Raw genomic sequence first — 25,831 nt, forward strand, 5'->3', positions numbered from 1 at the left:
CTTTTATCGATAGGCACTGGCATAGACCACGGCACGCCGAGAAAGGTCTACGGACTGACCGGTAGATTAATCCACCGGGGCCGAATGTGCATGATCTCGATCAGGGCTTCTCGCCTTTGAGCTGGCGCAGGCTGATGTCCGCCAGGCAGGTGCCGAGCTCGCCGAGATGATCGATCACCGAATGCACCCCCAACCCATACAGTGCCACGGTAGCCTTGCCGCGCTTGTATTCGCGCTGCTGCTCGGTCAGCGCCTGCCATTGCTCGGGCGCCAGGCCGCACAGTGAACCGCAGGACGCCAGGCCGATGGTCCACAACCCGGCATTCAGGCCCGATTGCAGCAAGCGCGGCTCGCCGCTGACCAGCACGCAGCCTTCCAGGCGTGGGATATTCAATTCCATCAGCGCTTGCCAGCACGCATGGGGCGCCGGCCAGCGGATGGAGGAGGGGGATGCGGCCTTGACCCAATCGGGCAGGGCCGCAGCCAGCGGGGTGGTCACCGAGGGTGGCAATTCATCCAGCCAGGCGCAGGGCACGCCTTGCTCTTTCAGGCTACGCAGAATCTTCAGCGCGCCGGGCGTAACTTCGGAATGCGGGGAGAACGAATCGGTGCGCGCCTGGGAACCGAAATCCACCAGGCAGCCACTCAGGCCAAATAACACGGCAGTCAAGGCGGGAGCGGTGGCGACGGCAATTTCGGCGTGAGGCATTTCTACATCCCTGAAATAGCTCCAACGCTATCGGGGTGGGATGACAAGTCGATGACACTGGCGTTAATTGTAGGAAAATTGTCCATTTCAGAGCCTGTCGTTTCTTGGCAGCTGCCTAAATCCACACTTCCGTCATATACTGACGGCCTTATTCAGGGCATAGCGCCCATGACAGACCATTCAAGGAGCAAAAGCTATGCGCTGGAGCCACTACTTCGCTCAGTTGTCGGTGTGTGCCACTGTCCTGCTGGTGCCATTCGCCGCACAGGCAGCGTCGGAAGATGACCCATGGGAAAGCGTCAACCGCCCGATCTTCACTTTCAACGACACCGTTGATACCTACGCCCTCAAGCCATTGGCCCAGGGCTATCAGTTTGTGACCCCGCAATTCATGCAAGACGGCGTGCACAATTTCTTCCGCAACATCGGCGATGTCGGCAACCTGGCCAACAACGTGTTGCAGCTCAAGCCGCACGCCGCTGGCGTGGACACCGCTCGCTTGCTGATGAACACCACCTTCGGCGTGCTGGGCTTTATCGATGTCGGCACCAAAATGGGGCTCAAGCGCAGCGATGAAGACTTCGGCCAGACCCTGGGTTACTGGGGCGTGGGCAGTGGCCCATACGTGATGCTGCCGTTGCTGGGTCCAAGCACCCTGCGCGATGCGCCGTCCAAGTATGTGGACACCTACACCCAGCCATATCGCTATATGAACGATATCGGCTGGCGCAACAGCACCATGGGCCTGAATATCGTCGATACCCGCGCCAGCCTGCTCGAGAGCGAGAAGCTGATCACCGGCGACAAGTACACCTTTATTCGTAACGCCTACCTGCAGAACCGCGAGTTCAAGGTCAAGGACGGCAAGGTCGTCGACGACTTTTAAGCTGTGATATTTTGAAATGAAAAAAAGGCGACCCTGGCGGTCGCCTTTTTTATGTGCGGTTTCAGCGCATTTTCAAGATCTTAAGCCCCAGTTGTTGCTCTTCGCCTGCCGTTTTGGTCCATACCACTTCGGTGTCAGCCTCCAGGCCTTTGAGAGCCGCGTGCTCTGAATCAATGCGCACGGTGAGCAGGTCTCCCACGTTGAACTGACGCGGTGCCTGCACCTGCATCCCGGAGCTGGAAAGGTCCACGCAAACCCCGGCAATCTCTTGGCCCGCGTGGATCAACGCCACGTCGGCATCCACTCGCATGCGGATGAAGTCGCGTTTTTCAGCGTAGTCGCGCTCGTATTCGCTCACAGCTTCCATCCTTACATTGTGTTGTGGTTTTAAGGGTTCTTATAACTCCCGGTGATTTGCGATGTAAAGACGCCCGGCGACCATCGGCATGAGCTTGAAACACCAGGCGGATGGGAGTACCGTCTGCGCCTTAGAAGGGCACCTCTGCTTTACAGTTGTGCGTGGGCAAAAAGCCTATGCTTTGTAGGACAGAGAGGCTAGAAAGCGAATCCAGTAGAGTGAGCCCGGCCTTTGCCGAGTCGCCTACGCCAACCTAATTCTGGCGCCGTTTGCCCACATGCAAAAAACCAGTGCCACGCTGCTGATAATCGATGACGACGAAGTAGTGCGCGCAAGCCTTGCGGCCTATTTGGAAGACAGTGGGTTCAGCGTCCTGCAGGCCAGCAATGGCCAACAGGGTCTCCAGGTATTCGAGAGCGACCAGCCCGACCTCGTGATCTGCGACCTGCGCATGCCCCAGATGGGCGGCCTCGAGCTGATCCGCCAGGTGACCGAGCGCGCCCCGCAGACGCCGGTGATTGTCGTGTCCGGCGCCGGGGTCATGAACGATGCTGTCGAGGCCTTGCGCCTGGGCGCCGCCGATTACCTGATCAAGCCCCTGGAAGACCTGGCGGTGCTGGAGCACTCGGTGCGTCGTGCCCTGGATCGTGCACGCCTGCTGCTGGAAAACCAGCGTTACCGCGAAAAGCTCGAAACCGCCAACCGTGAACTCGAAGCCAGCCTGAACCTGCTCCAGGAGGACCAGAACGCCGGTCGCCAGGTGCAGATGAACATGCTCCCGGTCAGCCCCTGGACCATCGACGAGTTCAAGTTTGCGCACCAGATCATTCCGTCGTTGTACCTGTCGGGTGATTTTGTCGACTATTTCCGTGTCGACGAGCGCCGCGTGGCGTTCTACCTGGCCGATGTCTCTGGCCACGGTGCTTCCTCCGCTTTTGTGACCGTGTTGTTGAAATTCATGACCACACGGCTGTTGTTTGAATCCAAGCGCAATGGCACCTTGCCGGAGTTCACTCCCTCCGAGGTGCTGGGCCACATCAACCGAGGCTTGATCAGCTGCAAGCTGGGCAAGCACGTGACGATGGTGGGCGGCGTGATCGATGAAGAAACCGGTCTTTTGACCTACAGCATTGGTGGTCACCTGCCGATGCCGGTTTTGTACACACCTGACAGTGTGCGCTACCTGGAAGGACGGGGTCTGCCCGTTGGCTTGTTCAATGAAGCCACCTATGAAGACCACATCCTGGAGCTGCCACCGACCTTCAGCCTGACGCTGATGTCCGATGGCATCCTGGACCTTCTTCCAGAGCCTACACTCAAAGAGAAAGAAGCCGCCTTGCCCCAACGGGTCAAGTCGGCGGGCGGCAGCCTGGATGGCCTGCGGCAGGTTTTTGGATTGGCCACGCTAGGGGAGATGCCGGATGATATCGCCCTATTGGTGTTGAGCAGGAATCTTTGATGAGTACCGGAAGAATCCAATTTGCCGAGCAAGACGGGACCTTTGTCCTGAAGTTTGTCGGTGAAGTGCGCCTGACCTTGTGTTCGGCGCTGGATGCGACGATTGAGCGGATTTTCACAGCGCTGAACTTCTCGGCGATCGTGATCGATCTGACCGAAACCCGCAGCATCGATAGCACCACCCTTGGGCTGTTGGCCAAGTTGTCCATTCTGTCTCGGCAGAAGGTCGGCCTGTTGCCCACCGTCGTCACCACCCACGAAGACATCACCCGGCTGCTGCAGTCCATGGGCTTCGACCAGGTGTTCAACATCGTTGACCGCCCGATCCCTTGCCCGGAATGCCTCACCGACCTGCCGGTCCAGGACCAGTCCGAGGAGGTTGTGCGGGTCAAGGTACTGGAAGCGCACAAAATCCTGATGGGCCTCAACGAGTCCAACCGCGAAGCCTTCCACGACCTCGTCAACGCCCTCGAGCGTCACTGATCCCTCTGTAGAACACATTCCAAATGTGGGAGGGGGCTTGCCCCCGATAGCGCAATGTCAGGCCATGTATTCCTCGCTGACCCACCGCCATCGGGAGCAACCCCCCTCCCACAGTTGAACTGAGATCGGCTTGCGATCGATACAAAAAAGGGCGGTACCCTCACAGGTACCGCCCTTTTTGCCGTCTCTGTCCGTTTACAGCTTGGCGGACAACAGCGCCTCAAGCTTCTCCTGGTCCCGAGCAAACTGACGAATACCCTCTGCCAGCTTCTCAGTCGCCATTGCATCCTCGTTGGACTCCCAACGGAACTGCGCTTCAGTCAAATGTACCCGCGCCTCTCCGGCATGGCCAGGCGACAACTTGCGCTCCAGCTTGCCTTCATCCGCCGCCAGCTTCTCCAACAGGTCCGGGCTGATCGTCAGGCGATCACACCCAGCCAACTCTTCGATCTGACTCAGGTTACGGAAGCTCGCACCCATCACCACGGTCTTGTAGCCGTTGGCCTTGTAGTAGTTGTAGATGCGCGTCACCGACTGCACGCCAGGATCATCCGAGCCGGTGTAGTCGTTGCCATTGGCTTTTTTGTACCAATCGTAGATCCGGCCTACGAATGGCGAAATCAGGAACACACCCGCTTCCGCGCAAGCCACAGCCTGGGCAAACGAGAACAGCAGGGTCAGGTTGGTCTGGATGCCTTCTTTTTCCAGCTTCTCCGCCGCGCGGATGCCTTCCCAGGTGGAGGCGATCTTGATCAATACGCGGTCGCGGCCGACGCCGGCCTTGTCATACAGGTCGATCAGACGGTGCGCGCGCTTGAGTACGGCGTCAGTGTCGAACGACAGGCGGGCATCCACTTCGGTGGAAATACGGCCTGGTACCACTTTGAGAATCTCTTGACCCACCGCTACCGCAAACCGGTCGCTGGCCAGGCCGACATCACCGTTGCAGTCCTGCACACACTCATCCAGCAGCTTGGCATAGCCCGGAATGGAGGCGGCCTTGAGCAGCAGGGAAGGGTTGGTGGTGGCGTCTTGCGGCTTGAGCTTGGCGAGGGTGGAAAAATCGCCGGTATCGGCTACGACGGTGGTGAACTGCTTGAGTTGTTCCAGCTTGGAAGTCATGGGCGTGCTCTGTCCTATGGGTCTGATGACATTACCCGAGCGCCGACAGGCGCTCAAGGGCGCAAATGCGTTCGATCGTTTGCGAGGGCAACAACCTGAAAACAGCCGTTTGAATGACGGGCCTTGCTGCTGAATAGGAGGCCAGAACGGCCCACAGGTTCAACCCAATTGCCCGATAACACTTGGATAGCGCCTTCATGCCAACTGACGCCTTCCCTGGTATGCACCGCACCCAATGTGGGAGGAGGCTTGCCCCCGATATAGGTGTGTCAGTTCATCAATAACCAACCAACGCCCTGCAAGCTATCCAATCAACGCCCTTCCAACAACGCCCCTGCCTGATCCAACAATGCCAACGGATCCGCAGCCCTATGAATATCCACCGACAACAACTGCCTGAATCTGCGCGCCCCAGGGAAACCGGTGCCCAACCCCAACACATGCCGCGTCACATGATGCATCGCCCCACCCGCCGCCAAATGCTCAGCGATATAAGGCCGCAACTGCGCCAACGCCTCCGCCCGGCTGATCACCGGCGCTTCACTGCCAAACAACTGCTGATCCACCTCCGCCAGCAGATACGGATTGTGATAAGCCTCCCGGCCCAGCATCACCCCATCAAACGTCTGCAAATGTTCATGACACTGCTCCAGCGTCTTGATGCCGCCGTTGAGAATAATCTCCAACTCAGCGAAGTCCTGCTTCAACTGCGCCGCCACGTCATAGCGCAAGGGTGGAATGTCGCGGTTCTCCTTTGGCGACAACCCTTCCAGAATCGCAATCCGAGCATGCACCGTAAAACTGCTGCAGCCCGCGTCCTTCACCGTCCCGACAAAGTCACACAACTCGGCATAACTGTCCCGCCCATTGATCCCGATGCGGTGCTTGACCGTCACCGGAATCGACACCGCATCGCGCATCGCCTTCACACAATCGGCCACCAAGGCCGGGTGAGCCATCAGGATCGCGCCGATCATATTGTTCTGCACCCGATCGCTCGGGCAGCCGACGTTCAGATTCACTTCGTCGTAGCCAGCGGCCTCGGCCATACGCGCACAAGCGGCCAGGTCAGCGGGGACACTGCCGCCAAGCTGGAGCGCCAGAGGGTGCTCGGCTTCGTTATGGCGCAGGAAGCGGTCATGGTCGCCATGGAGGATTGCGCCGGTGGTGACCATCTCGGTGTAGAGCAGGGCGTGCTTGGAGAGCAGGCGCAGGAAGAACCGGCAGTGGCGGTCGGTCCAGTCCATCATCGGGGCGACGGAGAAGCGGCGGGAGAGTGGGGCGGTTTGTAGGGGCATGGGGGATCTGAGTTAGCGAGGCGAATGTGGCGCAGTTTATCAGGGATGCATCGTGGGTGTCGGGGAGGCGTGTTCCGCGCCATTCACTACTCAACAGCTAATAGACCTGAGCGCGCTGCTTGTCGACCGAGCCCAGGAGCAAGTCGCGCTCAGGTCGGCACAGTCGCAGCCTGACACCCAACCCCGCCGCCTTGCCTCAAGGCGGCAACCTGAACCCACCCTGTCACCCCGCAAAGTTTCATGGTTCCCTGCGCTTTTGAGGTCTACGCTCCTCCTGAGCGAGGCTCCTCGCGCCTCCAGGCCACAGGGAACTGAAAAATGATCTCTAACCTTGTCAAAGTGATGATGATTGCTGGCACGCTGCTGTTGGGTGCTTGTTCGTCGGGTTCGTCGGGCGTGAGCCGCGACCCTTGTTTTTCAGGGGGATGCCAAGCATTTGGTGACCACAGCCCCAACAAGGCCGCCAAAATGAGTTTCGGTGGCAGTGGGCTCGGTAGCAGTTATGGTGAGTATGGCTCAGGGTTGCTGCATGATGACTGATGGGGTAGCTGAGCGGTCAGAGATGCGCTGACTGGCCAGGAGCAGGTCATTTGAGTGCCTTATCCCCTGAGCCTGTCGCAGGGGAGGCTCATGGGGTGACGGTGAAGTAGCGTCCGTGGCCATCGTTGCCGCAGTAACTGGTTGAGACGGGGCGGGTTTCTTGTTGGAGACCTGCACCGCTGAGTTCGACCAGGGCGATGGAGCATTTGGAAGACATAAAGTTCTGCTTGATAAATTCGAGACTGGCCTCGTAATCCTTCCCGGCCTTTGGGACGAACTGGATGGTGGGCGGATAACAGTAGCCGTTATCGGTTTTGTAGCTGATGTCGACCAACACCGGCTGGTTTGCGGGGAGTACGAATTCGTCGTAGCCGAGCCGGTCGGATTTAGTGGCGTTTGTATGTGCGGTGGCGGGCATGCCAATCACGCGGTTCTGGTAGTCCTCAGCCTTCATGCCTAGCACATCGGAGCCGCGCCATAGGATATAGCGCTGTTTTGGATCATGGTAACGCGTAGCGATACTCCCCTGCAGGCGGCCGTTCTCCGGGTGATTGTAATAGGCTTCGCAGGTTTTTCCGGGGATGTAGGAGGCCGGTTTTTCTGGTGCGGAGAAGATGCGAATACGAGCACTGGCGGCGGGATCGTACTTAGCCGCTTCGGTATCGTTGCGCAGGTTGGTCTTTTCGTAGCTGCAGCCGTTAAGAAGCAGAGCGCCAGCTGTGAGTAAGTACCACTTCATGATTTCACACCCTTCCTTGTCGTTGTGATTGCCAGTTCTGTCTGATGTAAAGAGGCCTAATCTTACATACGTAGTTGTCGTGGTAAAACAGTGCTGTTGGGCAGGATAGAGCCGAGAAGAACGCTTGATTCGTTTTCATAAAAGCGTGCCAGCACATCCGTCAGCCAGTAATCGCTCGCCCTCGATATCCACCTTGTTCGTAAAGGTTCAGCGCAGCAGTGGCTACCCTTGGAACCGGGTGGAGCAGGGGGGAGTGAGGCGCTTTCTTTGGTAACGTAGACCAACCTGTACCCCTCGACATTTCCATGGCGCCAGCACGGCCGTTCCTATGATCTTTCGCAAGGAGCGTCCTATGCCAATAGCCCCTCTTTCACCTGCGGAAAACCATCGAGTCCCCCGATAAAAATTATCGTGAAAAAAACGAAGCGTAGTGCAATAATGGCTGTAGGCCATTATTTTACGTTGCTGAAGTATTTTTGATGAAAACGACTTTTTCCGCGAAATTGTTTATTGTTTTTATTGCTTCACTGTTGGCCGGTACTATTTATTACTTGATTAAAGAATTCGCGTAGTCGTTTTCACGATCAGACGGATGGTTGGTGCTGTCGTTTTAAAAACCTGCCTACTACGAATAAGCTGCCCAGGAAAAAACCTAGAAATGCGCCTAGAAAAGCGTATTTGTTCAGGCTTTTATTGTTGGCAGTTTTAACTTCATCGAGTGCATTGAAAGCACGCAGACTGTCCGTTGGCTTGAGGGTGGGAAGGTTGAGGGCGATTGCTTCAACGTTGGCTGCGCCCAGCGCAGATTGCAGCTGGCTGACAGCCAGTTGCTGAGTGGCAGCGCTGGCGGACGCGATGTACAGAACAGGCTCATTCTTGCCCGTCTTGGGCGCAGCCTCTTTCAGTGCGATGGATCTGGACGCCATGATTCCCATGGCGGTATAGAACGCATCGTTTTGTATGGAGCTGTAGAGCTTGGCTTCCGATGCTTGAGGGGGAACGATGGTCTGAGCGTCTTTGATCGGCACTTCTTTATAGAAACTATAAAGTGAAGGCTTGGTGATATAAGTGCTGGCAACCCATTGTTCGGGTGAGGTTGCATAGGCCCCTAGCGAAATGGCGACGCCCGCTAAAGTAGTGGCGATGATGGTTTTTTTACTTGTCCATAAAGAAAGAAGAATAGGCAACAAGTCTATTTCATCATTACAAGTACGCGTGTTTGGTTTCGTTAGACTGCTCACGAAAAATTCCTATTTTTACATTTTTCGAATTGTAAAATGAAAGTGTTCAATATGCCATTTTTGAATCTAAAAACTGAAAGATGTGAGCCATTCCTATTCAGCGGGAGCCTATTAACGGGCCCGGCTCATTCAAACCTGAAACCCGACTGCGGCTGATAGAAGTTTCCTGATTTCTGAGCACTCACCGGCATACGATCATCCGAACTGCATAATCGCTCACGTTTTGGCCAACCGGGATCTAAAAATGCGCTGAAGCGCGTCAAGGCCATGCTGATCATCGGTACGATGGCGCTGAGCGCCTGTTCAGGCCTCAGCACCAGCACGTGTTTTTCCCTGGGAGCCCAATCGCTTGATGGTCATAACCCCAGCAATGCCAAGTAAGGTGAGTAGTAGCTGCCGCCAGTACAGCTCGGGCATGCTGCACGACGACTGATAGCGCGATGGAGCGAGCGGGTGGGCTTTATTAGTGCCCACCCTGCATGCGCCGCGCGACCAGGTAAATGCCCAGGCCAACCAGTGCCGTTGCCGCGCCGATGTAGCCAGTACTGGTCCACCCATACCCAGCCGTAATCGCCATCCCCCCAAACCACGGCCCCAGTGCATTCGCCAGGTTGAACGCCGCGTGGTTCGACGCGGCTGCCAGGCTCGGTGCCTCATGGGCAATATCCATCAAGCGGATCTGCAACGGTGCGGCCAGCGACACCATGGTGCCCACCAGGCCCATGCTCAGCAGCACGCCCCATAGCGATGAGGCCGCGAAGGAGAAGAACAACAGCACCGCCATCGACCACACCAGAATCCAGCCCACCGCGCGAAACTGCATGCGATCAAACAGCTTGCCGCCGGCGATGTTGCCGATAATTCCACCGACGCCAAACGCCGCCAGGCCAAATGGAATCCATTGTGGCGAGACTTTGGTCACTTCCAGCATGGTCGGCGCCAGGTAGCTGAATACGCAGAACATCCCGGCAAAACCGATGGCGCCAATCGACAGCGCCATCCACACTTGGGGTTTGGTGAAGGCGCGCAGTTCCTTGCGCGGGTCGCTGCGTTGTTCGTCGTGGCGGTGGGGGACGAATTGCCAGACCAGGGCGATGGTGAGGAGGGCTATCACGCTGACCAAGGCAAATGCAGAACGCCAGCCCAGGTGTTGGCCGAGGAAGGTCGCGATGGGGTTGCCGAGCAGCATGGCCAGGGTCAGGCCCATCATGACCCGCGCCACGGCGCCGGCGCGTTTGTGGTTGGGCACCATGCTGGAGGCGACCACGGCGGCGATGCCGAAGTAGGCGCCGTGGGGCAGGCCGCTGATGAAGCGGAAGGCGACCAGCGAGCCGAAGGTCGGGGTGAAGGCGGTGGCGAGGTTGCCCAGGGCGTACAGGCCCATCAGCAACAACAGCATATGTTTACGCAGCAGCTTGGCGCCGAGGATGGCCAGCAGCGGTGCGCCGACCATCACGCCCAGGGCGTAGGCGCTGATGGCGTGACCGACCTGGGGTTCACTCAGGTTCAAGTTGCGGGCGATGTCGGGCATCAGGCCCATGATGGCGAATTCGCCAGTACCGATCGCGAAGGCGCCCACGGCCATGGCAGCTTCCATTTTGGCGGCACTGCGCGCGGGCAGCACGTGCCCGGGTGTTTGCTGGATAGTCATGGGTAACTCTATTGGGATGAACGGCACGAAGGACAGCCGCCGATGCTACGCAAGCAGCGACGAAGGTGTCTAGAACAGCCTTTTTTGACAGAGTTCAGTTTGATTAAACACCCTGTGACCCCACGTCGCGCTTGCCACGCTTGACAGCGGCGCGGCAAAACCCGCGATTTAGAGCTGTCAATTGGCCAAACGACGCATAAACGCCGTTTAGCGTGATATTCTGCGCGCCATCTTGGTCTGGTCTTTCCCCGGTACGTACACCCGTATACGTCCCGGCGGTCGGCTGTCGCCCAGGTAGCTGAAGCCAATAATGATAAGAAGTCAGCGCAGAAGGGACATAAAAGTGAGGTCGATACGTCGGCCTTGTGTGCCCACCCTGCGGTCTTGAAGTGAATGCGCAAACCCCTCGTGCGTTGCCTGGCGCAGCGTGAACGAGGGTTGCCCATCATCAGGGGCAGTGGGGCGGATGGCGTTTTATCATAGGTGCTACCGATGTTTAAGAAAGTAAACACGGCCCTGCTGGGGCTGGCTTTGTCGATGGGGATCACGTCCGTTCACGCGGAAGAGGCAAAGAAAGTCGATGTGCTGCTGATCGGCGGCGGCATCATGAGTGCGACCCTGGGTGTATGGCTCAATGAGCTGGAACCAGGCTGGTCGATGGAAATGGTCGAGCGCCTCGACGGCGTCGCCGAAGAAAGCTCCAACGGCTGGAACAATGCCGGTACCGGTCACTCGGCCCTGGCTGAGCTGAACTACACCCCGGAAGACAAGAACGGCAACGTTGAGATCCCGAAAGCGGTCGAGATCAACGAAGCGTTCCAGATCTCCCGTCAGTTCTGGTCCTGGCAGGTCCAGCAGGGCGTGCTGAAGAACCCGCGTTCGTTCATCAACTCCACACCGCACATGAGCTTTGTGTGGGGCGATGACAACATCAAGTTCCTCAAGAAGCGCTACGAAGCCCTGCAGGCGAGCCCGCTGTTCGCCGGCATGCAGTACTCCGAAGACCCGGCGCAGATCGCCAAATGGGTTCCGTTGATGATGGAAGGGCGTGACCCGAACCAGAAAATCGCGGCCACCTGGACCCCGATCGGCACCGACGTGAACTTCGGCGAGATCACCCGCCAGTTCGTCGCTCACCTGCAAACCACGCCGAAGTTCGACCTGAAACTGTCGAGCGAAGTGCAGGACATCACCAAGAACGCCGACGGTTCGTGGCGTGTCAGCTACAAAAACCTGAAAGACGGCACCAAGACTGAAACCGATGCCAAGTTCGTGTTCATCGGCGCTGGCGGCGGTGCCCTGCACCTGCTGCAGAAGTCGGGCATTCCGGAAGCCAAGGAATACGCGGGCTTCCCGGTTGGCGGCTCGTTCCTGGTCACCGATAACCCGGCCATTGCCGAGCAGCACCTGGCCAAGGCCTACGGTAAAGCTTCGGTTGGCGCGCCACCGATGTCGGTTCCGCACCTGGACACCCGCGTGCTGGATGGCAAGCGCGTGATCCTGTTTGGCCCATTCGCGACCTTCTCGACCAAGTTCTTGAAAGAAGGCTCGTACCTGGACCTGCTGACCAGCACCACCACCCACAACATCTGGCCAATGACCAAAGTCGGTATTCGTGAATACCCGCTGGTCGAGTACCTTGCCGGCCAACTGATGCTGTCGGATGACGACCGCTACAACGCCCTGAAAGAGTACTTCCCGAACGCCAAGAAAGAAGACTGGCGCCTATGGCAAGCCGGTCAGCGCGTGCAGATCATCAAGCGTGACGAAGAGCAGGGCGGCGTCCTGAAACTCGGTACCGAAGTGGTCAGCTCCGCCGACAACACCATTGCCGGCCTGTTGGGTGCATCGCCAGGCGCATCGACTGCGGCGCCGATCATGCTGACCGTGCTGCAGAAAGTGTTCAAGGACAAGGTTGCGACCCCTGAGTGGCAGACAAAACTGCACCAGATCGTGCCAAGCTACGGCACCAAGCTGAACGACAGTCCTGAAGCTGTTGCCAAGGAATGGGCCTACACCGCCGGTATCCTGCAACTGACCCCACCGCCTGCGATTCCGCAACTGACTGCTCCAAAAGCCACCGAGGCTGCCAAGCCTGCGGCCGCGCCGAGCAAGCCAGCGTCTGACCTGGCGCTGTAAGCAACGCCTGATATCAGGTAACGCTTAAAAAGCCCGCTGAACCGGTAACGGTCAGCGGGCTTTTTGTGCGCGGCTGTTTAACTGTGGGTGTGCTCCCGGCTGACCGGAGGCAGTTCAACCGTGCGCTCGGCCGCGGCCAGGGCCGTCCTCAACCCGGCCTTGTCCAGCGGCACGCAATACGCCGGTTTGGCGCGCTCGAACCGCCAGCTTTCATCCAGGTTGCCGGCGTCCACGGCATCGAAGCCCAGCTCGTCGAGTAAGCCGATCACCTGGGCTTTCGCGCCAGCATCATCGGCGGCCACCGGCAATGCGCGGCGGTCAGGGGCACCGTGGGGGCGGGCGTGCTCGGTCAGGTCGGTCGCGAAGATCGCATTGAACACCTTGACCACCTTCGAATGGGAAAAATGCTCGGCGAGCAGCCGGCTGGTGGTGGTTTCAAAACGGTCGAGCGCGGGGAAATGCCCGTCACGCTCGGGGTAGTAGTTGTTGGGATCCAATATTGTCTTGCCCTCCAGCCACTGCGCGGGAATGCTGCGGTAATGCTCAAACGGAATCGCCACCAGCACCACGTCACCGAACTGCGCGGCATCTTGCGCACTGCCCACTTTGACGCCGCGAATACCGCTGAGCACGCTGCTCATGGTCTGCGGGCCACGGGAGTTGCTCAGCATCACCTCATGCCCGGCAGCTAAAGCCAGCTGGGCCACGGCACGCCCGATAAAGCCCGCGCCAATCACGCCAATCTTCATGGTCTTGCTCCTTTTGAACAGGGGAGCCGTTATGATGATTGGCAACTGTTTGGCGATAAATAATTGTTATGGCGTGGGTGTTGTTACTGGGAGTAGGGAATGATGGACCGTCTATCCAGCATGAATGCCTTTGTGGTCGCCGCCGAGTTGGGCTCATACGCCCGCGCTGCCGAGCGCTTGAACATGTCGGCGCAGATGGTGGCCAAACACGTTGCCGCGTTGGAGCAGCGCCTGGGCGCGCGCTTGCTCAACCGCACCACGCGTCGACAAAGCCTCACCGAGTTGGGCAGCGCGTATTACGAGCGGTGCAAACATATCCTGACAGAGGCCGAGGCGGCTGATTCCCTGGCGCAGATCATGAATGACACGCCGCGTGGCAAGCTGAAAATCACCGCGCCGGTCACTTTCGGCTCCTACAGCCTGATGCCGCTGATTACCGCTTTTTTGCGCGATAACCCGCAGGTGCAAATCGACCTGCACCTCACGGATCGTTTCGTCGATTTGGTGGAGGAGGGCTATGAGGCGGCGTTTCGCATCGGCCCGCTGGCCACCACCGGTTTGACCGCCCGGCCACTGGCGCCTTACCGCCTGGTGGTCTGCGCGGCGCCGGCGTACTTGGCGGCCCGCGGCATGCCGCTGGCGCCGGCCGACCTGGAGCACCACGAATGCCTGGGCTACGCCTTCTGGTCACGCCCCGCGGATCGCGAATGGGTGTTTTACCAAGGCTCGACACCGCACACAGTGAAGGTCGCCAGCCGGTTGCAGATCAATGAAAGCCGGGCGTTGATGACAGCCGCGCTGGACGGTTTTGGCATCGTCCTGGGCCCGGAAGACTTTCTGCGCGCGGCATTGGCCAGGGGCGAGTTGGTGCAGGTGCTGCCGGACTTCGAGGCTCCCAGCCGGCCAATGCATCTGGTCTACACCGCCCACCGCCAGCGTACCGCCAAGTTGCGAGGGTTTGTCGAGGCGGTGCTGGAGCGTTTCGGCCCGGCATGAGGGCGAAGAGGTGCAAACGCCGCGGTGTTGCGGGTACGCCTGAAGCGACCGGCCGTCGCGTGCGCTTTTTGAGGCGAGTGGGTTCAGCAACCTGACAGACACCACCTGTTAAAAAAGAACCCAGGCCATGCAGGAGCGCGGCTGGAACCAGGGGGCATTTTTTACTGATACAGGTGTTGGGTGTTAGCGCCCGAGGGGTTTGTATGTTGTTACGTTATGCAGCATTGGCGGCCATGGTTGTCGCCGCATCCGGGTGTGTGCAAGAGCGTGTCGTGCATGAGCGGCGCCCGGTGCAACGTGAGTATGTCGAGGTGGTCGCGCCACAGCCGCCGCCGGTTCAAGTGATTGAAGTCGAGCCTGCGCCACGCTACGGCTATATATGGTCGCGCGGTTACTGGCGTTGGGACGGTGGGCGCTACGTCGCGGTGCATGGCCATTGGGAGCCGGTGCGCGAAGGCTATCGCTACGTGCATCCGCACTGGGTGCAACGCAATGACGGTTTCCACTGGCAGGTGGGTGGCTGGGTTCGCTGAAGCCCTGCCTAGGTCGGCTTCTTCGTACCCAGGAGCCGAACCTCCCGCAACAGTGCCGCCCCCAGTTGGTCGGTGCCCAGTTCCCGATAGCCCACGGCCTTGACCTCACCGTTTTCCTCGGCCTGGATGAGGATCACCGGGGTTTCCTTGCCGGTCGTTTCATCCACATGCATGGCGTACTGGGGAATATCCACTTTGATCGGGGTGCCCGCCGCCTGGCCTTTGACATTGATCAGGAAGGCGGCACACCCGCTGTCGACATCCGCACTCGTGGCGGAGCGGCCGCTGACAAAGCAGGTGGGCGGCAAGTCGGGCCAGGCGATGGTGTCAGCCAGGACGAGGGTCGGCGTCATGACCAGGGCTGCGAGAAGAAGCGTGCGCACGTGAGGCGTTCTCTGGATCAAGGGAAGATGCGGTTTTACCAAAGCCTGCTCGCTGCCGCAACGCTGCGATCGCGGGTGGGCAGCAGGGTCTCCAGTACCCGCCCCCACTCCACGATTGCCTGGGCCGCTTTCTGGATATGGGTGAGTCCGAACAGGTCAAACCCTGGACCGAACGTCACTCACACCCTTCCATCGGGTCCCCAGCGATACAAACCATGGCCGACCGCAGTGCCGGTTTATTGCACCACGCGGTAGCACGGCACATAGGCCGCGCCGCCTGGCAACTTCATGCGGTGCTGGGCGACGAAGGCCTGTAGCAGCTCGTCCAGCGGTTGCATGATGGCCGGGTCGCCGTGGATCTCGTACGGGCCGTTCTGTTCGATCAGGCGAATGCCCTTGTCCTTGACGTTACCCGCCACGATTCCTGAGAACGCACGGCGCAGGTTGGCCGCCAGCTCATGGGGCGGCAGCGTGTGGCTCAGTTGCAGGCTGGCCATGTTTTCGTGGGTCGGGTCGAACGGGCGCTGGAAGCCTTCGTCGATCTTCAACAGCCAATTGAAGTGAAACGCGTCGTTGCGCTCGCGCCGGAACTGCTTCACCGCCTTGAGCCCGGCGGTCATCTGGCGAGCCACTTCGGCCGGGTCATCGATGATGATCTGGTAGTGCGCCTGCGCTGCTTCGCCCAGGGTTGCGCCGACGAAGGCGTGCAGTTGCTGCAGGTACGGCGCGGCGTGTTTCGGCCCGGTGAGGATGACCGGAAATGGCAGGCCACGGTTGTCCGGGTGCATCAAAATACCCAGCAGGTACAGGAACTCTTCGGCCGTGCCGGCACCGCCTGGGAAGATGATGATGCCGTGGCCGACGCGCACGAAGGCTTCCAGGCGCTTCTCGATATCCGGCAGGATCACCAGCTCGTTGACGATCGGGTTCGGCGCTTCGGCGGCGATGATGCCGGGCTCGGTCAGGCCTAGGTAGCGCCCGCCGGTGATGCGTTGCTTGGCGTGGGAAATGGTCGCGCCCTTCATCGGCCCTTTCATTACGCCGGGACCGCAGCCGGTGCACACATCGAGGCTGCGCAGGCCCAGTTCGTGGCCGACCTTCTTGGTGTATTTGTATTCTTCGGTGTTGATCGAGTGCCCGCCCCAGCACACCACGATCTTCGGCTCGACACCCGGGCGCAGCGTGCGCGCATTGCGCAGCAGGTGGAACACGTAGTCGGTGATGCCCTGTGAGTTGCTCAGGTCGATGCGCTGGCTGTCCAGCTCGTTCTCGGTGTAGACGATGTCACGCAAGGCGCTGAACAGCATCTCGCGGGTGCTGGCGATCATTTCGCCATCGACGAACGCATCGGCCGGCGCGTTCAACAGTTCCAGGCGTACGCCACGATCCTGCTGATGAATGCGCACTTCAAAGTCTTTATAGGCGTCGAGGATGGTCTTGGCGTTGTCGATATGCGCGCCCGTATTGAGGATGGCCAGGGCGCATTGACGGAACAGGGTATAGATGCTGCCGGAGCCGGCTTCGCTCAGTTGCTGGACTTCACGTTGGGAGAGTGTTTCGAGGCTGCCCTTGGGGCTGACGGAGGCGTTGATGACTTGACGTTGGGGCATTCTGGTTCCTTGAAAGCGCAGCCACCGCGCCCTTCAGCGGGGCGATGGCTTGAGAATGGTGGGCGCCGAATTCGGTCGCACGAGACGGTTATTCTGGCCGCCTCGCGGGCAGGGCGCAAACACCGTCCAGCACCATCATGCCGCAGAACTTACTGAATCAGCTTCCAGTTTTTGTAGAAAACCCGACGCAGGGTGAATACCAGGCCGGCAAAACCCGCGATCACGGCGTTGAGGACCGAGGGCAGCAAGGTCGGCCGCACGATATCAATGAACAGGCAGTAACGTTTTGCGTCGTTCTTGTTGAAGGACGCATGCATCAACGTGTCATCGAAAATAAACAGCGGGTCGTCGTGCCAGTAATGCTTGTGCTTGCCGACCTGGATATACACGCCGTCATGGTGAGGCGCCGGCGCCATGTTGTAGAGCACCCGGAACATCATGCGCAGGGGCCCGAAGTGAAAGGACGTCGAGCGGTTTTCGTTGAACACCGAAACCCCGATGGTCTTCACGAACGGCAGCTTTTTACGCAGTTCCGGGATGTCCAGGGTGGTTTCGATCGGGCGGCCATACCACTGGAAAAACAGCATGCCGCGTTTCTTCTCGGCCATGCGCTCGTCCAGGTAGCCGATGATTTCATCCTTGTGGGCCATGGCATCGTTGATCACCTGTTGCAGGTCTTCACGCCAGGCGGGCGGCAGGTCGCGCATCGTGTAGACATGGCGATTGCGGCTGCTCAGCAGGTCGAACAGGGTGTTGAACGGCGCCAGCAGCCAGGTATTGCGGCCGCTGCCGATGAAGTATTTCTTGAAGGTATCGCGGTCATACAAGCCGTTACGCAGGAAGTCATAGACACCGCAGACCAGTACCAGGCCGAGAAAGACCGCCGTGGTCAGGGGGAACAGGAAAATAAACAGCAGCACGCCGAGCACCCAGGCGATCGACACTGCTTTCTTGCGTAACGCGGACTTGCTCATGAAACTCAGCTCCAGCTGGACGCCATTCGACAGGTACGGTTCCGTGGCTGCGAGTGGTGGGGTTTTGAAACATATTGAAACAACCCCGCCATGATAAGGCGTTATCAGTCGGTTGGGCGTTTTAAATATTGCAAAATTGTGAAGGGATTGAACAAATTTTCACGAATAGCGTTTGCTGCGAAAACGGCGCAGGACGCGTGGCGATACCCCGGACGTTAGCAGGGATGCGCAGAAAAGCGCGGCGCCGATTGGATTTTGTAAACAGAAGATTTGCGACTATCGTGACGCTTCGGTTTTTTGGACGTCATAGACCGGTACGATTGAAGTTGAATGGCCACCATTGGCCTTCGGCACCTTGGAAGAGGCAGAAATTTTATGATCATCAAACCGCGGGTTCGTGGCTTCATCTGTGTGACCGCTCACCCTGTTGGCTGTGAAGCGAACGTCAAGGAACAGATCGACTACGTGACTCAACACGGCGTCATCGAAGGCGGCCCGAAAAAGGTGCTGGTCCTCGGTGCTTCCACCGGTTATGGCCTGGCCGCGCGCATCAGTGCCGCGTTTGGCTGCGGCGCCGACACCCTGGGCGTGTTTTTTGAGAAAGAAGGCGAAGAGGGCAAGTTGAGTTCCGCCGGCTGGTACAACAGCGCCGCGTTCGAGAAGTTTGCCGTCGAAAAAGGCCTGTACGCCAAGAGCATCAACGGTGATGCGTTCTCCGACGAGATCAAGCGCCTGACCATCGACACCATTAAGAAAGACCTGGGCAAGATCGACCTGGTGGTCTACAGCCTGGCCGCGCCACGCCGTACCGACCCGCAGGGCGTGGTGCACAACTCCACCCTCAAGCCGATCGGCAAAGCCGTGACCCTGCGTGGGATCAACACCGACAAGGGCGTCGTGGTCGACACCACCCTGGAACCGGCGACCCAGGAAGAAATCGACGGCACCGTGAAAGTCATGGGTGGCGAAGACTGGCAGCTGTGGATCGACGCCCTGCGTGACGCCGATGTACTGGCCGAAGGCGCCAAGACCACTGCGTTCACCTACCTGGGTGAGAAGCTGACCCAGGACATCTACTGGAACGGTTCCATCGGCGAAGCCAAGAAGGACCTGGACAAGAAAGTCCTGACCCTGCGCGACAACCTGGCTGCGCTGAAGGGCGACGCTCGTGTGTCGGTACTCAAGGCCGTGGTGACCCAGGCCAGCTCGGCGATCCCGATCATGCCACTGTACCTGTCGTTGCTGTTCAAGGTGATGAAAGAGCAGGGCACCCACGAAGGTTGCATCGAGCAGGTCTACGGCCTGTTCAAGGACAGCTTGTACGGCAGCCAGCCGAAGCTCGACGCCGACGGCCGCCTGCGCGCCGACCTGGCCGAACTGGAGCCGAAGGTCCAGGACGCCGTGGCAGCACTGTGGAACCAGGTGACCGACGACAACGTCAACGAGATCAGCGATTTTGCCGGCTACAAGGCTGAGTTCCTGCGCTTGTTCGGCTTTGAGATCGATGGCGTGGACTACGAGGCTGACGTGAATCCGACCGTTAAGATCAACGGCCTGGTCCAAGCCTAAACACGCTCGAAAAAAATGTGGGAGCGGGCTTGCCCGCGATCGCGGTTTGTCAGTGCTGGATGTTTCGGCTGACACCCTGCAATCGCGGGCAAGCCCGCTCCCACATTCGTTGTGTGTTAAGCCTTTGCCGCTGCCGCCATCGATCTGCCAGACTCCATCGGCTATCAACTCACGCTAACGGAGGATCTGATGACGATTCGTGCAGTCGTTTTTGATTTTGGCGGTGTCCTGTTCGATTGGAACCCGCACCACCTGTACCGCAAGCTGATTGCCGACGATCACGAACGGCAGTGGTTCCTCGACACCATCTGTACCCAGGCCTGGAACACCGAGCAGGACGCGGGTCGTACCCTGGCCGAGGCTACGCGCAGCCTGGTCGCGCAATACCCCCAGCACGCAACCTTGATCACGGCCTATTACGACCGCTGGCATGAAATGCTGCGCGGCCCGTTACCGGAGGGCGTGGCCATTCTCGAGGCGTTGCATCACGCCGACATGCCGCTGTTCGGGCTCACCAACTGGTCGGCCGAGACGTTCCCCTATGCGCGGGCCAACTACCCGTTCCTGCAGTGTTTTCGCGACATCGTGGTCTCCGGCGAGTTGAAGCTGATCAAGCCGGATGCCGCGATCTATCACGCCAGCCTCGCCCAGGTGCGTGCCCACCTGCCGGATATCCAGCCGAGCGAAGTGGTGTTCATCGACGACGTCGCCGGCAATATCGAGGCGGCTGTCACCTTGGGTTGGCAGGGCATTCATCATGTGTCCGCCGAACGCACGGCCGCGCGCTTGCGGGAATTGGGCGTGGGCTTTTAGCGCGCCCACTGTTCCATGACGAAATCCACAAAGGCGCGCAACTTGGGCAGGCGATAGCGATCCTGGGGGTACAGCAGGTGCATGGGGCGGCTGGGCAGTTGGTAGGTGGTCAATAGGGCCACCAGCTTGCCGGTTTGCAGGTCGGGCTGCACCAGGGCATCCGGCAGCATAACGATGCCCATGCCTTGCACTGCGGCCTGGCGCAGGGCTTGCGAGCTGTTGATGGTCAACGAGCCCGATACTGGAATCTCCACCTCGCCCTCATCCCCGGTCATGCGCCACAGTTTGTCGGCGTTGCGCCAATCGTCGGTCGACGGGTAGGCGAATGCCAGGCAGTCATGCTGTTGCAGATGCTCGGGCACCTGTGGCATGCCGTGTCGCGCCAGGTAATCCGGCGAGGCGCACAGAGTCATGGTGTAATCCTGCATGGGCCGTGCGATCAAGCTTGAGGGTTCCAGTTCACCCAGGCGGATCGCCACGTCGAAACCGCTGTCGACCAGGTCCATGCGCTGGTTGCTGAGCACCACGTACAGCTTGATCTGCGGGTAGCGCCGGGAGAACTCGCTCAAGGCCGGTGCCAGGCGTTCGGTGCCGAAGGCGGGGGGCGCCGTGATGCGCAGGGTGCCGCGGGGGACGTCGCTGTGGGCCTGTTCGGCCAATTGCTCGGAGTCGGCCACCAACCCCAGCACTTCCAGGCAACGCTGGTAATACTGCCCACCGAACTCCGTCAGGCTTTGCTTGCGCGTGGTGCGCTTGAGCAGGCTGACTCCCAGCCGTTGCTCGAGCGCGCGCAGGTGGTTGCCGACCATGGTGGTCGACATTCCGCAGGCGTGGGCGGCGGCGGTCATGCTGCCGCTCTCGACCACTTTCACATACACCGACATCGCCTGGAATAAATCCATTATCAAGCCCTGGTTCAAAGTCATTGCAGGAAAGTGCAGTTTATCCAGCTCAGGTGGCTAACGATACTGGGATCGTCCCCACGATGCCCTGGAGCTTGCCACCATGACCGCCGCCTGCCTGATGACCACCTACCAACCCCTGGCCCTGAGCTTTACCCGTGGCTTGGGCACGCGCCTGTGGGACCAGCAGGGGCGTGAATACCTGGACGCGGTGGCGGGCGTGGCGGTGACCAACGTTGGGCACTCCCACCCAAAACTGGTAGCAGCCATCAGCGAACAGGCCGGCTTGCTGTTGCACACCTCCAACCTCTACAGCATCGACTGGCAACAACGACTGGCCCTGCGCCTGACCCGGCTGTCCGGCCTGGACCGCGCCTTCTTCAACAATTCCGGTGCCGAAGCCAACGAGACGGCACTGAAGCTGGCGCGCCTGCATGGCTGGAAAAAGGGCATCGAGCAGCCGTTGGTGGTGGTGATGGAAAACGCCTTCCACGGCCGCACCCTCGGCACCATGGCTGCCAGTGACGGACCGTCGGTACGCCTGGGCTTCCAGCGTTTGCCGGGGGATTTTCTCAAGGTGGGTTTTGGCGACCTGGCAGCCCTGGAGGTGCTGACTCAGCAGTTCGGCCCGCGGATTGCCGCTGTCCTGTTGGAGCCTATCCAGGGCGAAAGCGGCGTGATGGTCGCGCCGCCGGGTTACCTGAAAGCCTTGCGCGATCACTGCTCGCGCCATGGCTGGCTGATGATGCTCGATGAAATCCAGACCGGCATCGGACGTACTGGCGCTTGGTTTGCCTTCCAGCATGAAGGCATTGTTCCGGACGTGATGACCTTGGCCAAAGGCCTCGGCAACGGCGTGCCTATCGGCGCGTGCCTGGCTCGGGCTCACGTGGCCGAGCTGTTCACGCCGGGCAGTCACGGCAGTACCTTTGGCGGCAATCCGCTGGCGTGTCGCGTCGGCTGCACCGTGCTCGACATTATCGAAGAGCAGGGGCTGTTGCAGAACGCCGCGCAACAGGGGGAGCGCCTGCTGGCGCGGTTACGGGTGGAATTGAATGAGCACCCGCAAGTGCTGGCGATTCGCGGGCAAGGCCTGATGATCGGGATCGAGTTGGCCAGTCCTTATCGCGACCTGGCCCAGCGTGCCGCCCAGGAGCATGGGCTGCTGATCAATGTGACGCGGGGCAAAGTCATTCGGCTGCTGCCGCCGCTGACCCTGGAGGCCAAGGAGGTCGAGATGATCGTGCGCGCCATCACGCGTTTACTGGATTGAAATGGGATCTGATGCCCGTCAGTTAAGCGTACATCGCCAGCGGGCTTGCTCGCGAAAAACGTCAACGATAGCGCGTGCTTCCTGAATGGACGCGGCGCCTATGAGTTTTTCGCGAGCAAGCTCGCTCCTACAAAAAACCTTGACGGACTGGCCCCCCCCACACAACGGATCCCGGTGATCTTCAACGGTCACTCCCATTCAACCACTCCTGGTTCATCGTCTCGGTGTCGCCCAAGTACTCCAGCAACCAACGCATGGCGGGGGACACCTTGTTCTGCGCCCACGCCACGCACGACGGGCTGGCGGGGAAGGGGCGGCTCAATTGCAGGGCCACCAGTTCACCGCGTTCGATCCAGGGCAGCACTTGATGCGCTGGCGCCATGCCAACGCACAGGCCATCGCGCAGGCAGTCGATCGCCGAGGCCCAGTTAGGCACCACCAGGCGGCGCTGGTTGTCCAGGGTCCAGGTGTCGCGCTTGGGCAGGTTGCGTGACGTATCGGTCATGCACAGCGAGGCGAAGGGGCGCAGTTGGTCGTCATTGAGCAAGCCTTCGATGCCGGCGAGCGGATGCTGGCTGCTGACCACGCACAGCCAGTTCAACAGCCCCATGTCGCGAAAGGTGAAGTGACTGGCCACCGGCACCGCGCTGGTGGCGCCGATCACAATGTCGGTACGTTCATCGGCCAGGGCGTCCCACACGCCGTTGTACACCTCGTATTCCAGCAGCAATTCCACCTCGGGAAACTGTCGATAGAAATCCAGCACCAATTGCCGGCAACGCTGGGGTTTGACGATGGAATCCACCGCGACCTTCAACTGGCCGCTCCAGCCGTTGGCCACCTGCTGGCACAAGCGCCTTGTGCCGAGCATTTTTTTCATCACGCCCCGCGCTTCATCTATAAATAGACGGCCAGCGGGGGTGAGTTCGACATCGCGATGGCGCCGCACAAACAACGGCACGGCCAGCCACTCTTCCAGTTGGCGCACCGTATAGCTGATGGCCGATGGCACGCGGTGCAGTTCCTGGGCCGCAGCGCTGAAGCTGCCGTGACGCGCGACCGCATCAACTACATCCAGGGAGTATTCGGACCACATACACACTGCCTTCAAAAATATTGATAGATTTGTCCAATTATTATCGCTTCACAGGGATGTTGCCAGCTTCATAATGAGCGGCAGTCAGCAAATAGTTTGATGGCAGGATCTATAAGGCTTCAATGAAAAACTCTTTTGGTTTCACCTGGTATCTGGCGGGGCTGAGCATGCTCGGTTACCTCGCCATGGACATGTACTTGCCGGCGTTTGGCGCCATGGGCGAGCAATTGCAGATCGGCGCCGGCGCGGTGGGCGCCAGCCTGAGTATTTTCCTCGCCGGCTTTGCGGTGGGGCAGTTGCTGTGGGGGCCGTTGTCTGACCGACTCGGGCGCAAACCGATCCTGGTCACCGGCCTGAGCCTGTTCGTGCTGGGCTGCGCGGGGATGTTCTGGGTCGAGACGGCGCCGCAGCTGCTGGCCTTGCGCTTTATCCAGGCGATTGGCGTGTGTTCCGCCGCGGTCAGTTGGCAGGCCTTGGTGATTGACCGTTACCCAGCTGACAAAGCCCACCGTGTATTCGCCAGTATCATGCCGCTGATGTCATTGTCGCCGGCCCTGGCGCCGCTGTTGGGCGCGATGGTGTTGAATCACTTTGGCTGGCAGGCGATTTTCGCGGTGTTATTGGGTGTCTCGCTGCTGTTGCTGCTGCCTACGTTATTCCTACGTGCCTTGCCCAAACGCCCTGCCGCAGAGGGCGAGCCTGCGCGCCTGGGCTACGGGCAGTTGCTCGGCTCTCGGGTATTCACCGGCAACGTCATGATCTTTGCGGCGTGCTCGGCCAGTTTTTTCGCCTGGCTGACCGCGTCGCCCTTCATCCTCGGTGACATGGGCTACAGCCCCAATGACATCGGCTTGAGCTATGTGCTGCCGACCCTCGCCTTCCTGGTCGGTGGCTACAGTTGCCGCAGCGCCTTGCAGCGTTTCCAGGGCAAGACACTGTTGCCGTGGTTGTTGGTGGCCTATTGCATCAGCATGGTGGCGTTGTACCTGGTCGCCACCTTGACCGTGCCGACCCTGACCACCTTGCTGATCCCGTTCTGCCTGATGGCCCTGGTCAATGGCGCCAGCTATCCGATCGTGGTGGCGAATGCGCTGATGCCCTTTGCAGAAAATTCTGGCAAGGCCGCAGCGCTGCAAAACACCCTGCAATTGGGGCTGTGCTTTCTCAGCAGCCTGGTGGTGTCGTCGATGCTCGAGCAGCCGTTGTTGATCACGGCACTGGTGATGCTGGCGACTGCGCCGTTGGCGGTGCTGGGTTACTGGCTGGCGCGGCCGAAAGCAGGCCGCTCGGAACTGGTAACGGATCTGAACCTGAAGTGACACTGCGTTTCAGTCTGTGGGAGGGAGCAAGCCCCCTCCTGCATTTGACTCCCCCTAGAAGGTCACTTCCATATTCACCGTCGGCGTCGATGTGCGGCTGCCCCGGCCGCCATCCACACCGAATTTGTTATGCCAGTACTCGTAGCCCACCCCAAGGTACAGGTTCGGCTTAACACTTTTACCCGGCCGTACCGCCACCATCAGCGCGGTGCGTAGCAGGGTTTCGGCTGCGGTATCGCGGCCGTGGAAGTCCTCGCCCTTGTCTCCGACGTGGTTGATGAACCCCTGGAACCTGGCCCCATGGTTGCCGATCTCGAACGGGCGCATCCAGGTCAGGTTGAGCAGGTAAGTGTCGTCAAACGTGTGGTTTGACTCTTTCGCGCCGGGAATGCCGGTGTGGTTCCGTTCCTTGTAGTACATGAGGCTCAGGTCCAGCACGCCGACGGTGTTGAACTTCAAGGTCGGGCCGAGCACCAGTGCGCGTTTCCTGGCTGAGGCGAAGTTGTTGTTGCGGTTGGCATCGAAGCCCAGGGTGAAGGCGTAATCCTTGATCAACCCGGTACCCAGCGGCGTATCGAAGACGCGAGAGGCATACAACTGGTGCCGATACACCGCGTACACCTCACTGCCGCCGTGGTCGGTGCCCTTGCGCGGGTCGCGGCTGTCGGACAGGAACACATCCAGGTTCAGGAAGTGACTGCCGTACTGGTAGCCGCTGGCGTGGGTAAAGCTGTAGATGCGTTTACTGAATGCATCGGGGTTGTTCGGATTGGTGAACTGCTGGCCGTAGCGAAATCCTACGCTGTTGTTCATCCATTCCATCGCGACGGCCTCCCCACCGCCGAGGAGCGTCAATGCCACGGTTGCGCCCTGTAGTGCCTTTTTCATGGTTTTAGTGTCCTTTGGCGTTCTGGCTCATGTCGGCCGGATTGTTTTTGTAACGCCGATGGAGGGTATCTTGTTCGATTGATTGTATACAACTCTATGGAC

The 25,831-nt window shown here is 59.5% G+C and carries 27 protein-coding genes; 11 read left to right on the forward strand and 16 right to left on the reverse strand.

All coding sequences use genetic code 11. From position 1 onward, the window contains the following. Window positions 1-100 precede the first annotated feature (100 nt). On the reverse strand, window positions 101-709 hold the full coding sequence (locus tag P2T68_RS09375; protein WP_277379272.1) for an HAD family phosphatase: 609 nt from the start codon (window positions 707-709) through the stop codon (window positions 101-103). A gap of 196 nt (window positions 710-905) precedes the next feature. On the opposite strand from P2T68_RS09375, the gene P2T68_RS09380 reads away from it, so the two are divergent. After that, complete coding sequence (locus P2T68_RS09380; protein ID WP_024074105.1) at window positions 906-1,595, forward strand: VacJ family lipoprotein; 690 nt, start codon at window positions 906-908, stop codon at window positions 1,593-1,595. 61 nt (window positions 1,596-1,656) lie between these two features. Here the strand turns inward: P2T68_RS09380 and P2T68_RS09385 are convergent, their stop codons facing one another. Next, the gene (locus P2T68_RS09385; protein ID WP_024074106.1) at window positions 1,657-1,953 is read right to left on the reverse strand and encodes a PilZ domain-containing protein; all 297 of its coding nucleotides are present in this window, start codon (window positions 1,951-1,953) and stop codon (window positions 1,657-1,659) included. A gap of 277 nt (window positions 1,954-2,230) precedes the next feature. Here P2T68_RS09385 and rssB point away from each other — a divergent pair, with 277 nt between their 5' ends. Together rssB and rssC are read left to right on the forward strand one after the other, a co-directional pair. After that, entirely contained in the window at window positions 2,231-3,412 is a 1,182-nt protein-coding gene (rssB, locus tag P2T68_RS09390; protein WP_024074107.1) for a two-component system response regulator RssB, read from the forward strand. After that, window positions 3,412-3,894 carry an anti-sigma factor antagonist RssC gene (gene rssC / locus P2T68_RS09395; protein ID WP_024074108.1) on the forward strand — a complete coding sequence of 161 codons (483 nt, stop codon included), beginning with the start codon at window positions 3,412-3,414 and terminating at the stop codon, window positions 3,892-3,894. Before rssB ends, rssC begins: the two co-directional genes overlap by 1 nt. A 195-nt stretch (window positions 3,895-4,089) precedes the next feature. Here rssC and tal read toward each other — a convergent pair whose 3' ends face one another. Next, window positions 4,090-5,016: a transaldolase gene (gene tal, locus P2T68_RS09400; protein WP_024074109.1), complete on the reverse strand. Its 927-nt coding sequence runs from the start codon at window positions 5,014-5,016 to the stop codon at window positions 4,090-4,092. 311 nt (window positions 5,017-5,327) lie between these two features. Then, a complete protein-coding gene (gene dusA, locus P2T68_RS09405; protein ID WP_277379273.1) occupies window positions 5,328-6,314 on the reverse strand; it encodes a tRNA dihydrouridine(20/20a) synthase DusA in 987 nt (328 codons plus the stop codon). Window positions 6,315-6,632: 318 nt separating this feature from the next. Here dusA and P2T68_RS09410 point away from each other — a divergent pair, with 318 nt between their 5' ends. Then, entirely contained in the window at window positions 6,633-6,854 is a 222-nt protein-coding gene (locus P2T68_RS09410) for a hypothetical protein (RefSeq protein WP_277379274.1), read from the forward strand. An 88-nt stretch (window positions 6,855-6,942) separates the two neighbouring features. On the opposite strand, the gene P2T68_RS09415 is transcribed toward P2T68_RS09410, so the two are convergent. The 4 genes from P2T68_RS09415 to P2T68_RS09430 form a co-directional block, all read right to left on the reverse strand. Further along, window positions 6,943-7,593, reverse strand: coding sequence for a hypothetical protein (locus tag P2T68_RS09415; RefSeq protein ID WP_277379275.1), 651 nt, complete (start codon window positions 7,591-7,593; stop codon window positions 6,943-6,945). Window positions 7,594-8,177: 584 nt separating this feature from the next. Continuing rightward, entirely contained in the window at window positions 8,178-8,834 is a 657-nt protein-coding gene (locus tag P2T68_RS09420) for a Wzz/FepE/Etk N-terminal domain-containing protein (protein ID WP_277379276.1), read from the reverse strand. A gap of 125 nt (window positions 8,835-8,959) precedes the next feature. Then, complete coding sequence (locus tag P2T68_RS09425) at window positions 8,960-9,157, reverse strand: hypothetical protein (RefSeq protein WP_277379277.1); 198 nt, start codon at window positions 9,155-9,157, stop codon at window positions 8,960-8,962. 140 nt (window positions 9,158-9,297) lie between these two features. Next, entirely contained in the window at window positions 9,298-10,485 is a 1,188-nt protein-coding gene (locus tag P2T68_RS09430; protein ID WP_277379278.1) for an MFS transporter, read from the reverse strand. 492 nt (window positions 10,486-10,977) lie between these two features. Between P2T68_RS09430 and mqo the strand changes: the two genes are divergently transcribed. Next, complete coding sequence (gene mqo / locus P2T68_RS09435; protein WP_024074121.1) at window positions 10,978-12,624, forward strand: malate dehydrogenase (quinone); 1,647 nt, start codon at window positions 10,978-10,980, stop codon at window positions 12,622-12,624. Window positions 12,625-12,701: 77 nt separating this feature from the next. Here mqo and P2T68_RS09440 read toward each other — a convergent pair whose 3' ends face one another. Further along, window positions 12,702-13,373, reverse strand: coding sequence for an NADPH-dependent F420 reductase (locus P2T68_RS09440; RefSeq protein WP_277379279.1), 672 nt, complete (start codon window positions 13,371-13,373; stop codon window positions 12,702-12,704). Between the two features lie 99 nt (window positions 13,374-13,472). On the opposite strand from P2T68_RS09440, the gene P2T68_RS09445 reads away from it, so the two are divergent. After that, window positions 13,473-14,369, forward strand: a complete 897-nt coding sequence (locus tag P2T68_RS09445; protein ID WP_277379280.1) for a LysR family transcriptional regulator — start codon at window positions 13,473-13,475, stop codon at window positions 14,367-14,369. 203 nt (window positions 14,370-14,572) lie between these two features. Then, on the forward strand, window positions 14,573-14,902 hold the full coding sequence (locus P2T68_RS09450; RefSeq protein WP_041160867.1) for a YXWGXW repeat-containing protein: 330 nt from the start codon (window positions 14,573-14,575) through the stop codon (window positions 14,900-14,902). Between the two features lie 8 nt (window positions 14,903-14,910). On the opposite strand, the gene P2T68_RS09455 is transcribed toward P2T68_RS09450, so the two are convergent. From P2T68_RS09455 to P2T68_RS09470, 4 genes are all read right to left on the reverse strand, one after another. After that, the gene (locus P2T68_RS09455) at window positions 14,911-15,285 is read right to left on the reverse strand and encodes a hypothetical protein (protein WP_024074126.1); all 375 of its coding nucleotides are present in this window, start codon (window positions 15,283-15,285) and stop codon (window positions 14,911-14,913) included. A 35-nt stretch (window positions 15,286-15,320) separates the two neighbouring features. Continuing rightward, window positions 15,321-15,464, reverse strand: a complete 144-nt coding sequence (locus P2T68_RS09460) for a hypothetical protein (RefSeq protein WP_190300964.1) — start codon at window positions 15,462-15,464, stop codon at window positions 15,321-15,323. 57 nt (window positions 15,465-15,521) lie between these two features. Continuing rightward, complete coding sequence (ppnN, locus tag P2T68_RS09465) at window positions 15,522-16,895, reverse strand: nucleotide 5'-monophosphate nucleosidase PpnN (protein ID WP_277379281.1); 1,374 nt, start codon at window positions 16,893-16,895, stop codon at window positions 15,522-15,524. 149 nt (window positions 16,896-17,044) lie between these two features. Continuing rightward, window positions 17,045-17,869 carry an aspartyl/asparaginyl beta-hydroxylase domain-containing protein gene (locus tag P2T68_RS09470; protein WP_024074129.1) on the reverse strand — a complete coding sequence of 275 codons (825 nt, stop codon included), beginning with the start codon at window positions 17,867-17,869 and terminating at the stop codon, window positions 17,045-17,047. A gap of 375 nt (window positions 17,870-18,244) precedes the next feature. On the opposite strand from P2T68_RS09470, the gene fabV reads away from it, so the two are divergent. Further along, the gene (gene fabV / locus P2T68_RS09475; RefSeq protein ID WP_024074130.1) at window positions 18,245-19,438 is read left to right on the forward strand and encodes an enoyl-ACP reductase FabV; all 1,194 of its coding nucleotides are present in this window, start codon (window positions 18,245-18,247) and stop codon (window positions 19,436-19,438) included. A 189-nt stretch (window positions 19,439-19,627) separates the two neighbouring features. Beyond that, entirely contained in the window at window positions 19,628-20,251 is a 624-nt protein-coding gene (locus P2T68_RS09480) for an HAD family phosphatase (protein ID WP_150293070.1), read from the forward strand. On the opposite strand, the gene P2T68_RS09485 is transcribed toward P2T68_RS09480, so the two are convergent. Continuing rightward, the gene (locus P2T68_RS09485; protein ID WP_069077374.1) at window positions 20,248-21,153 is read right to left on the reverse strand and encodes a LysR family transcriptional regulator; all 906 of its coding nucleotides are present in this window, start codon (window positions 21,151-21,153) and stop codon (window positions 20,248-20,250) included. The genes P2T68_RS09480 and P2T68_RS09485 overlap by 4 nt on opposite strands. A 103-nt stretch (window positions 21,154-21,256) precedes the next feature. On the opposite strand from P2T68_RS09485, the gene P2T68_RS09490 reads away from it, so the two are divergent. After that, entirely contained in the window at window positions 21,257-22,426 is a 1,170-nt protein-coding gene (locus P2T68_RS09490; RefSeq protein ID WP_277379282.1) for an aspartate aminotransferase family protein, read from the forward strand. A gap of 181 nt (window positions 22,427-22,607) precedes the next feature. Here the strand turns inward: P2T68_RS09490 and punR are convergent, their stop codons facing one another. Beyond that, window positions 22,608-23,522, reverse strand: a complete 915-nt coding sequence (punR, locus tag P2T68_RS09495) for a DNA-binding transcriptional activator PunR (protein WP_024074135.1) — start codon at window positions 23,520-23,522, stop codon at window positions 22,608-22,610. Between the two features lie 122 nt (window positions 23,523-23,644). On the opposite strand from punR, the gene punC reads away from it, so the two are divergent. Next, complete coding sequence (gene punC / locus P2T68_RS09500; RefSeq protein WP_277379283.1) at window positions 23,645-24,841, forward strand: purine nucleoside transporter PunC; 1,197 nt, start codon at window positions 23,645-23,647, stop codon at window positions 24,839-24,841. A gap of 54 nt (window positions 24,842-24,895) precedes the next feature. Here punC and P2T68_RS09505 read toward each other — a convergent pair whose 3' ends face one another. Further along, window positions 24,896-25,729, reverse strand: a complete 834-nt coding sequence (locus P2T68_RS09505; protein WP_150293074.1) for a nucleoside-binding protein — start codon at window positions 25,727-25,729, stop codon at window positions 24,896-24,898. Window positions 25,730-25,831 lie beyond the last annotated feature (102 nt).

This window comes from Pseudomonas sp. G11 (genome assembly GCF_029457515.1).
GTDB lineage: Bacteria > Pseudomonadota > Gammaproteobacteria > Pseudomonadales > Pseudomonadaceae > Aquipseudomonas > Aquipseudomonas gorinensis.

Bases quoted from the DNA above. Each gene is read 5' to 3' on its own strand.
- P2T68_RS09450 (WP_041160867.1), top strand. From the start codon at position 14,573: ATGTTGTTACGTTATGCAGCATTGGCGGCCATGGTTGTCGCCGCATCC.
- P2T68_RS09480 (WP_150293070.1), top strand. From the start codon at position 19,628: ATGACGATTCGTGCAGTCGTTTTTGATTTTGGCGGTGTCCTGTTCGAT.
- P2T68_RS09505 (WP_150293074.1), bottom strand. From the start codon at position 25,729: ATGAAAAAGGCACTACAGGGCGCAACCGTGGCATTGACGCTCCTCGGC.
- P2T68_RS09440 (WP_277379279.1), bottom strand. From the start codon at position 13,373: ATGAAGATTGGCGTGATTGGCGCGGGCTTTATCGGGCGTGCCGTGGCC.
- P2T68_RS09410 (WP_277379274.1), top strand. From the start codon at position 6,633: ATGATCTCTAACCTTGTCAAAGTGATGATGATTGCTGGCACGCTGCTG.
- P2T68_RS09470 (WP_024074129.1), bottom strand. From the start codon at position 17,869: ATGAGCAAGTCCGCGTTACGCAAGAAAGCAGTGTCGATCGCCTGGGTG.
- rssC (WP_024074108.1), top strand. From the start codon at position 3,412: ATGAGTACCGGAAGAATCCAATTTGCCGAGCAAGACGGGACCTTTGTC.
- P2T68_RS09380 (WP_024074105.1), top strand. From the start codon at position 906: ATGCGCTGGAGCCACTACTTCGCTCAGTTGTCGGTGTGTGCCACTGTC.
- P2T68_RS09415 (WP_277379275.1), bottom strand. From the start codon at position 7,593: ATGAAGTGGTACTTACTCACAGCTGGCGCTCTGCTTCTTAACGGCTGC.
- tal (WP_024074109.1), bottom strand. From the start codon at position 5,016: ATGACTTCCAAGCTGGAACAACTCAAGCAGTTCACCACCGTCGTAGCC.
- P2T68_RS09375 (WP_277379272.1), bottom strand. From the start codon at position 709: ATGCCTCACGCCGAAATTGCCGTCGCCACCGCTCCCGCCTTGACTGCC.
- rssB (WP_024074107.1), top strand. From the start codon at position 2,231: ATGCAAAAAACCAGTGCCACGCTGCTGATAATCGATGACGACGAAGTA.
- mqo (WP_024074121.1), top strand. From the start codon at position 10,978: ATGTTTAAGAAAGTAAACACGGCCCTGCTGGGGCTGGCTTTGTCGATG.
- P2T68_RS09485 (WP_069077374.1), bottom strand. From the start codon at position 21,153: ATGGATTTATTCCAGGCGATGTCGGTGTATGTGAAAGTGGTCGAGAGC.
- ppnN (WP_277379281.1), bottom strand. From the start codon at position 16,895: ATGCCCCAACGTCAAGTCATCAACGCCTCCGTCAGCCCCAAGGGCAGC.
- P2T68_RS09445 (WP_277379280.1), top strand. From the start codon at position 13,473: ATGATGGACCGTCTATCCAGCATGAATGCCTTTGTGGTCGCCGCCGAG.
- dusA (WP_277379273.1), bottom strand. From the start codon at position 6,314: ATGCCCCTACAAACCGCCCCACTCTCCCGCCGCTTCTCCGTCGCCCCG.
- P2T68_RS09490 (WP_277379282.1), top strand. From the start codon at position 21,257: ATGACCGCCGCCTGCCTGATGACCACCTACCAACCCCTGGCCCTGAGC.
- P2T68_RS09430 (WP_277379278.1), bottom strand. From the start codon at position 10,485: ATGACTATCCAGCAAACACCCGGGCACGTGCTGCCCGCGCGCAGTGCC.
- punR (WP_024074135.1), bottom strand. From the start codon at position 23,522: ATGTGGTCCGAATACTCCCTGGATGTAGTTGATGCGGTCGCGCGTCAC.
- punC (WP_277379283.1), top strand. From the start codon at position 23,645: ATGAAAAACTCTTTTGGTTTCACCTGGTATCTGGCGGGGCTGAGCATG.
- fabV (WP_024074130.1), top strand. From the start codon at position 18,245: ATGATCATCAAACCGCGGGTTCGTGGCTTCATCTGTGTGACCGCTCAC.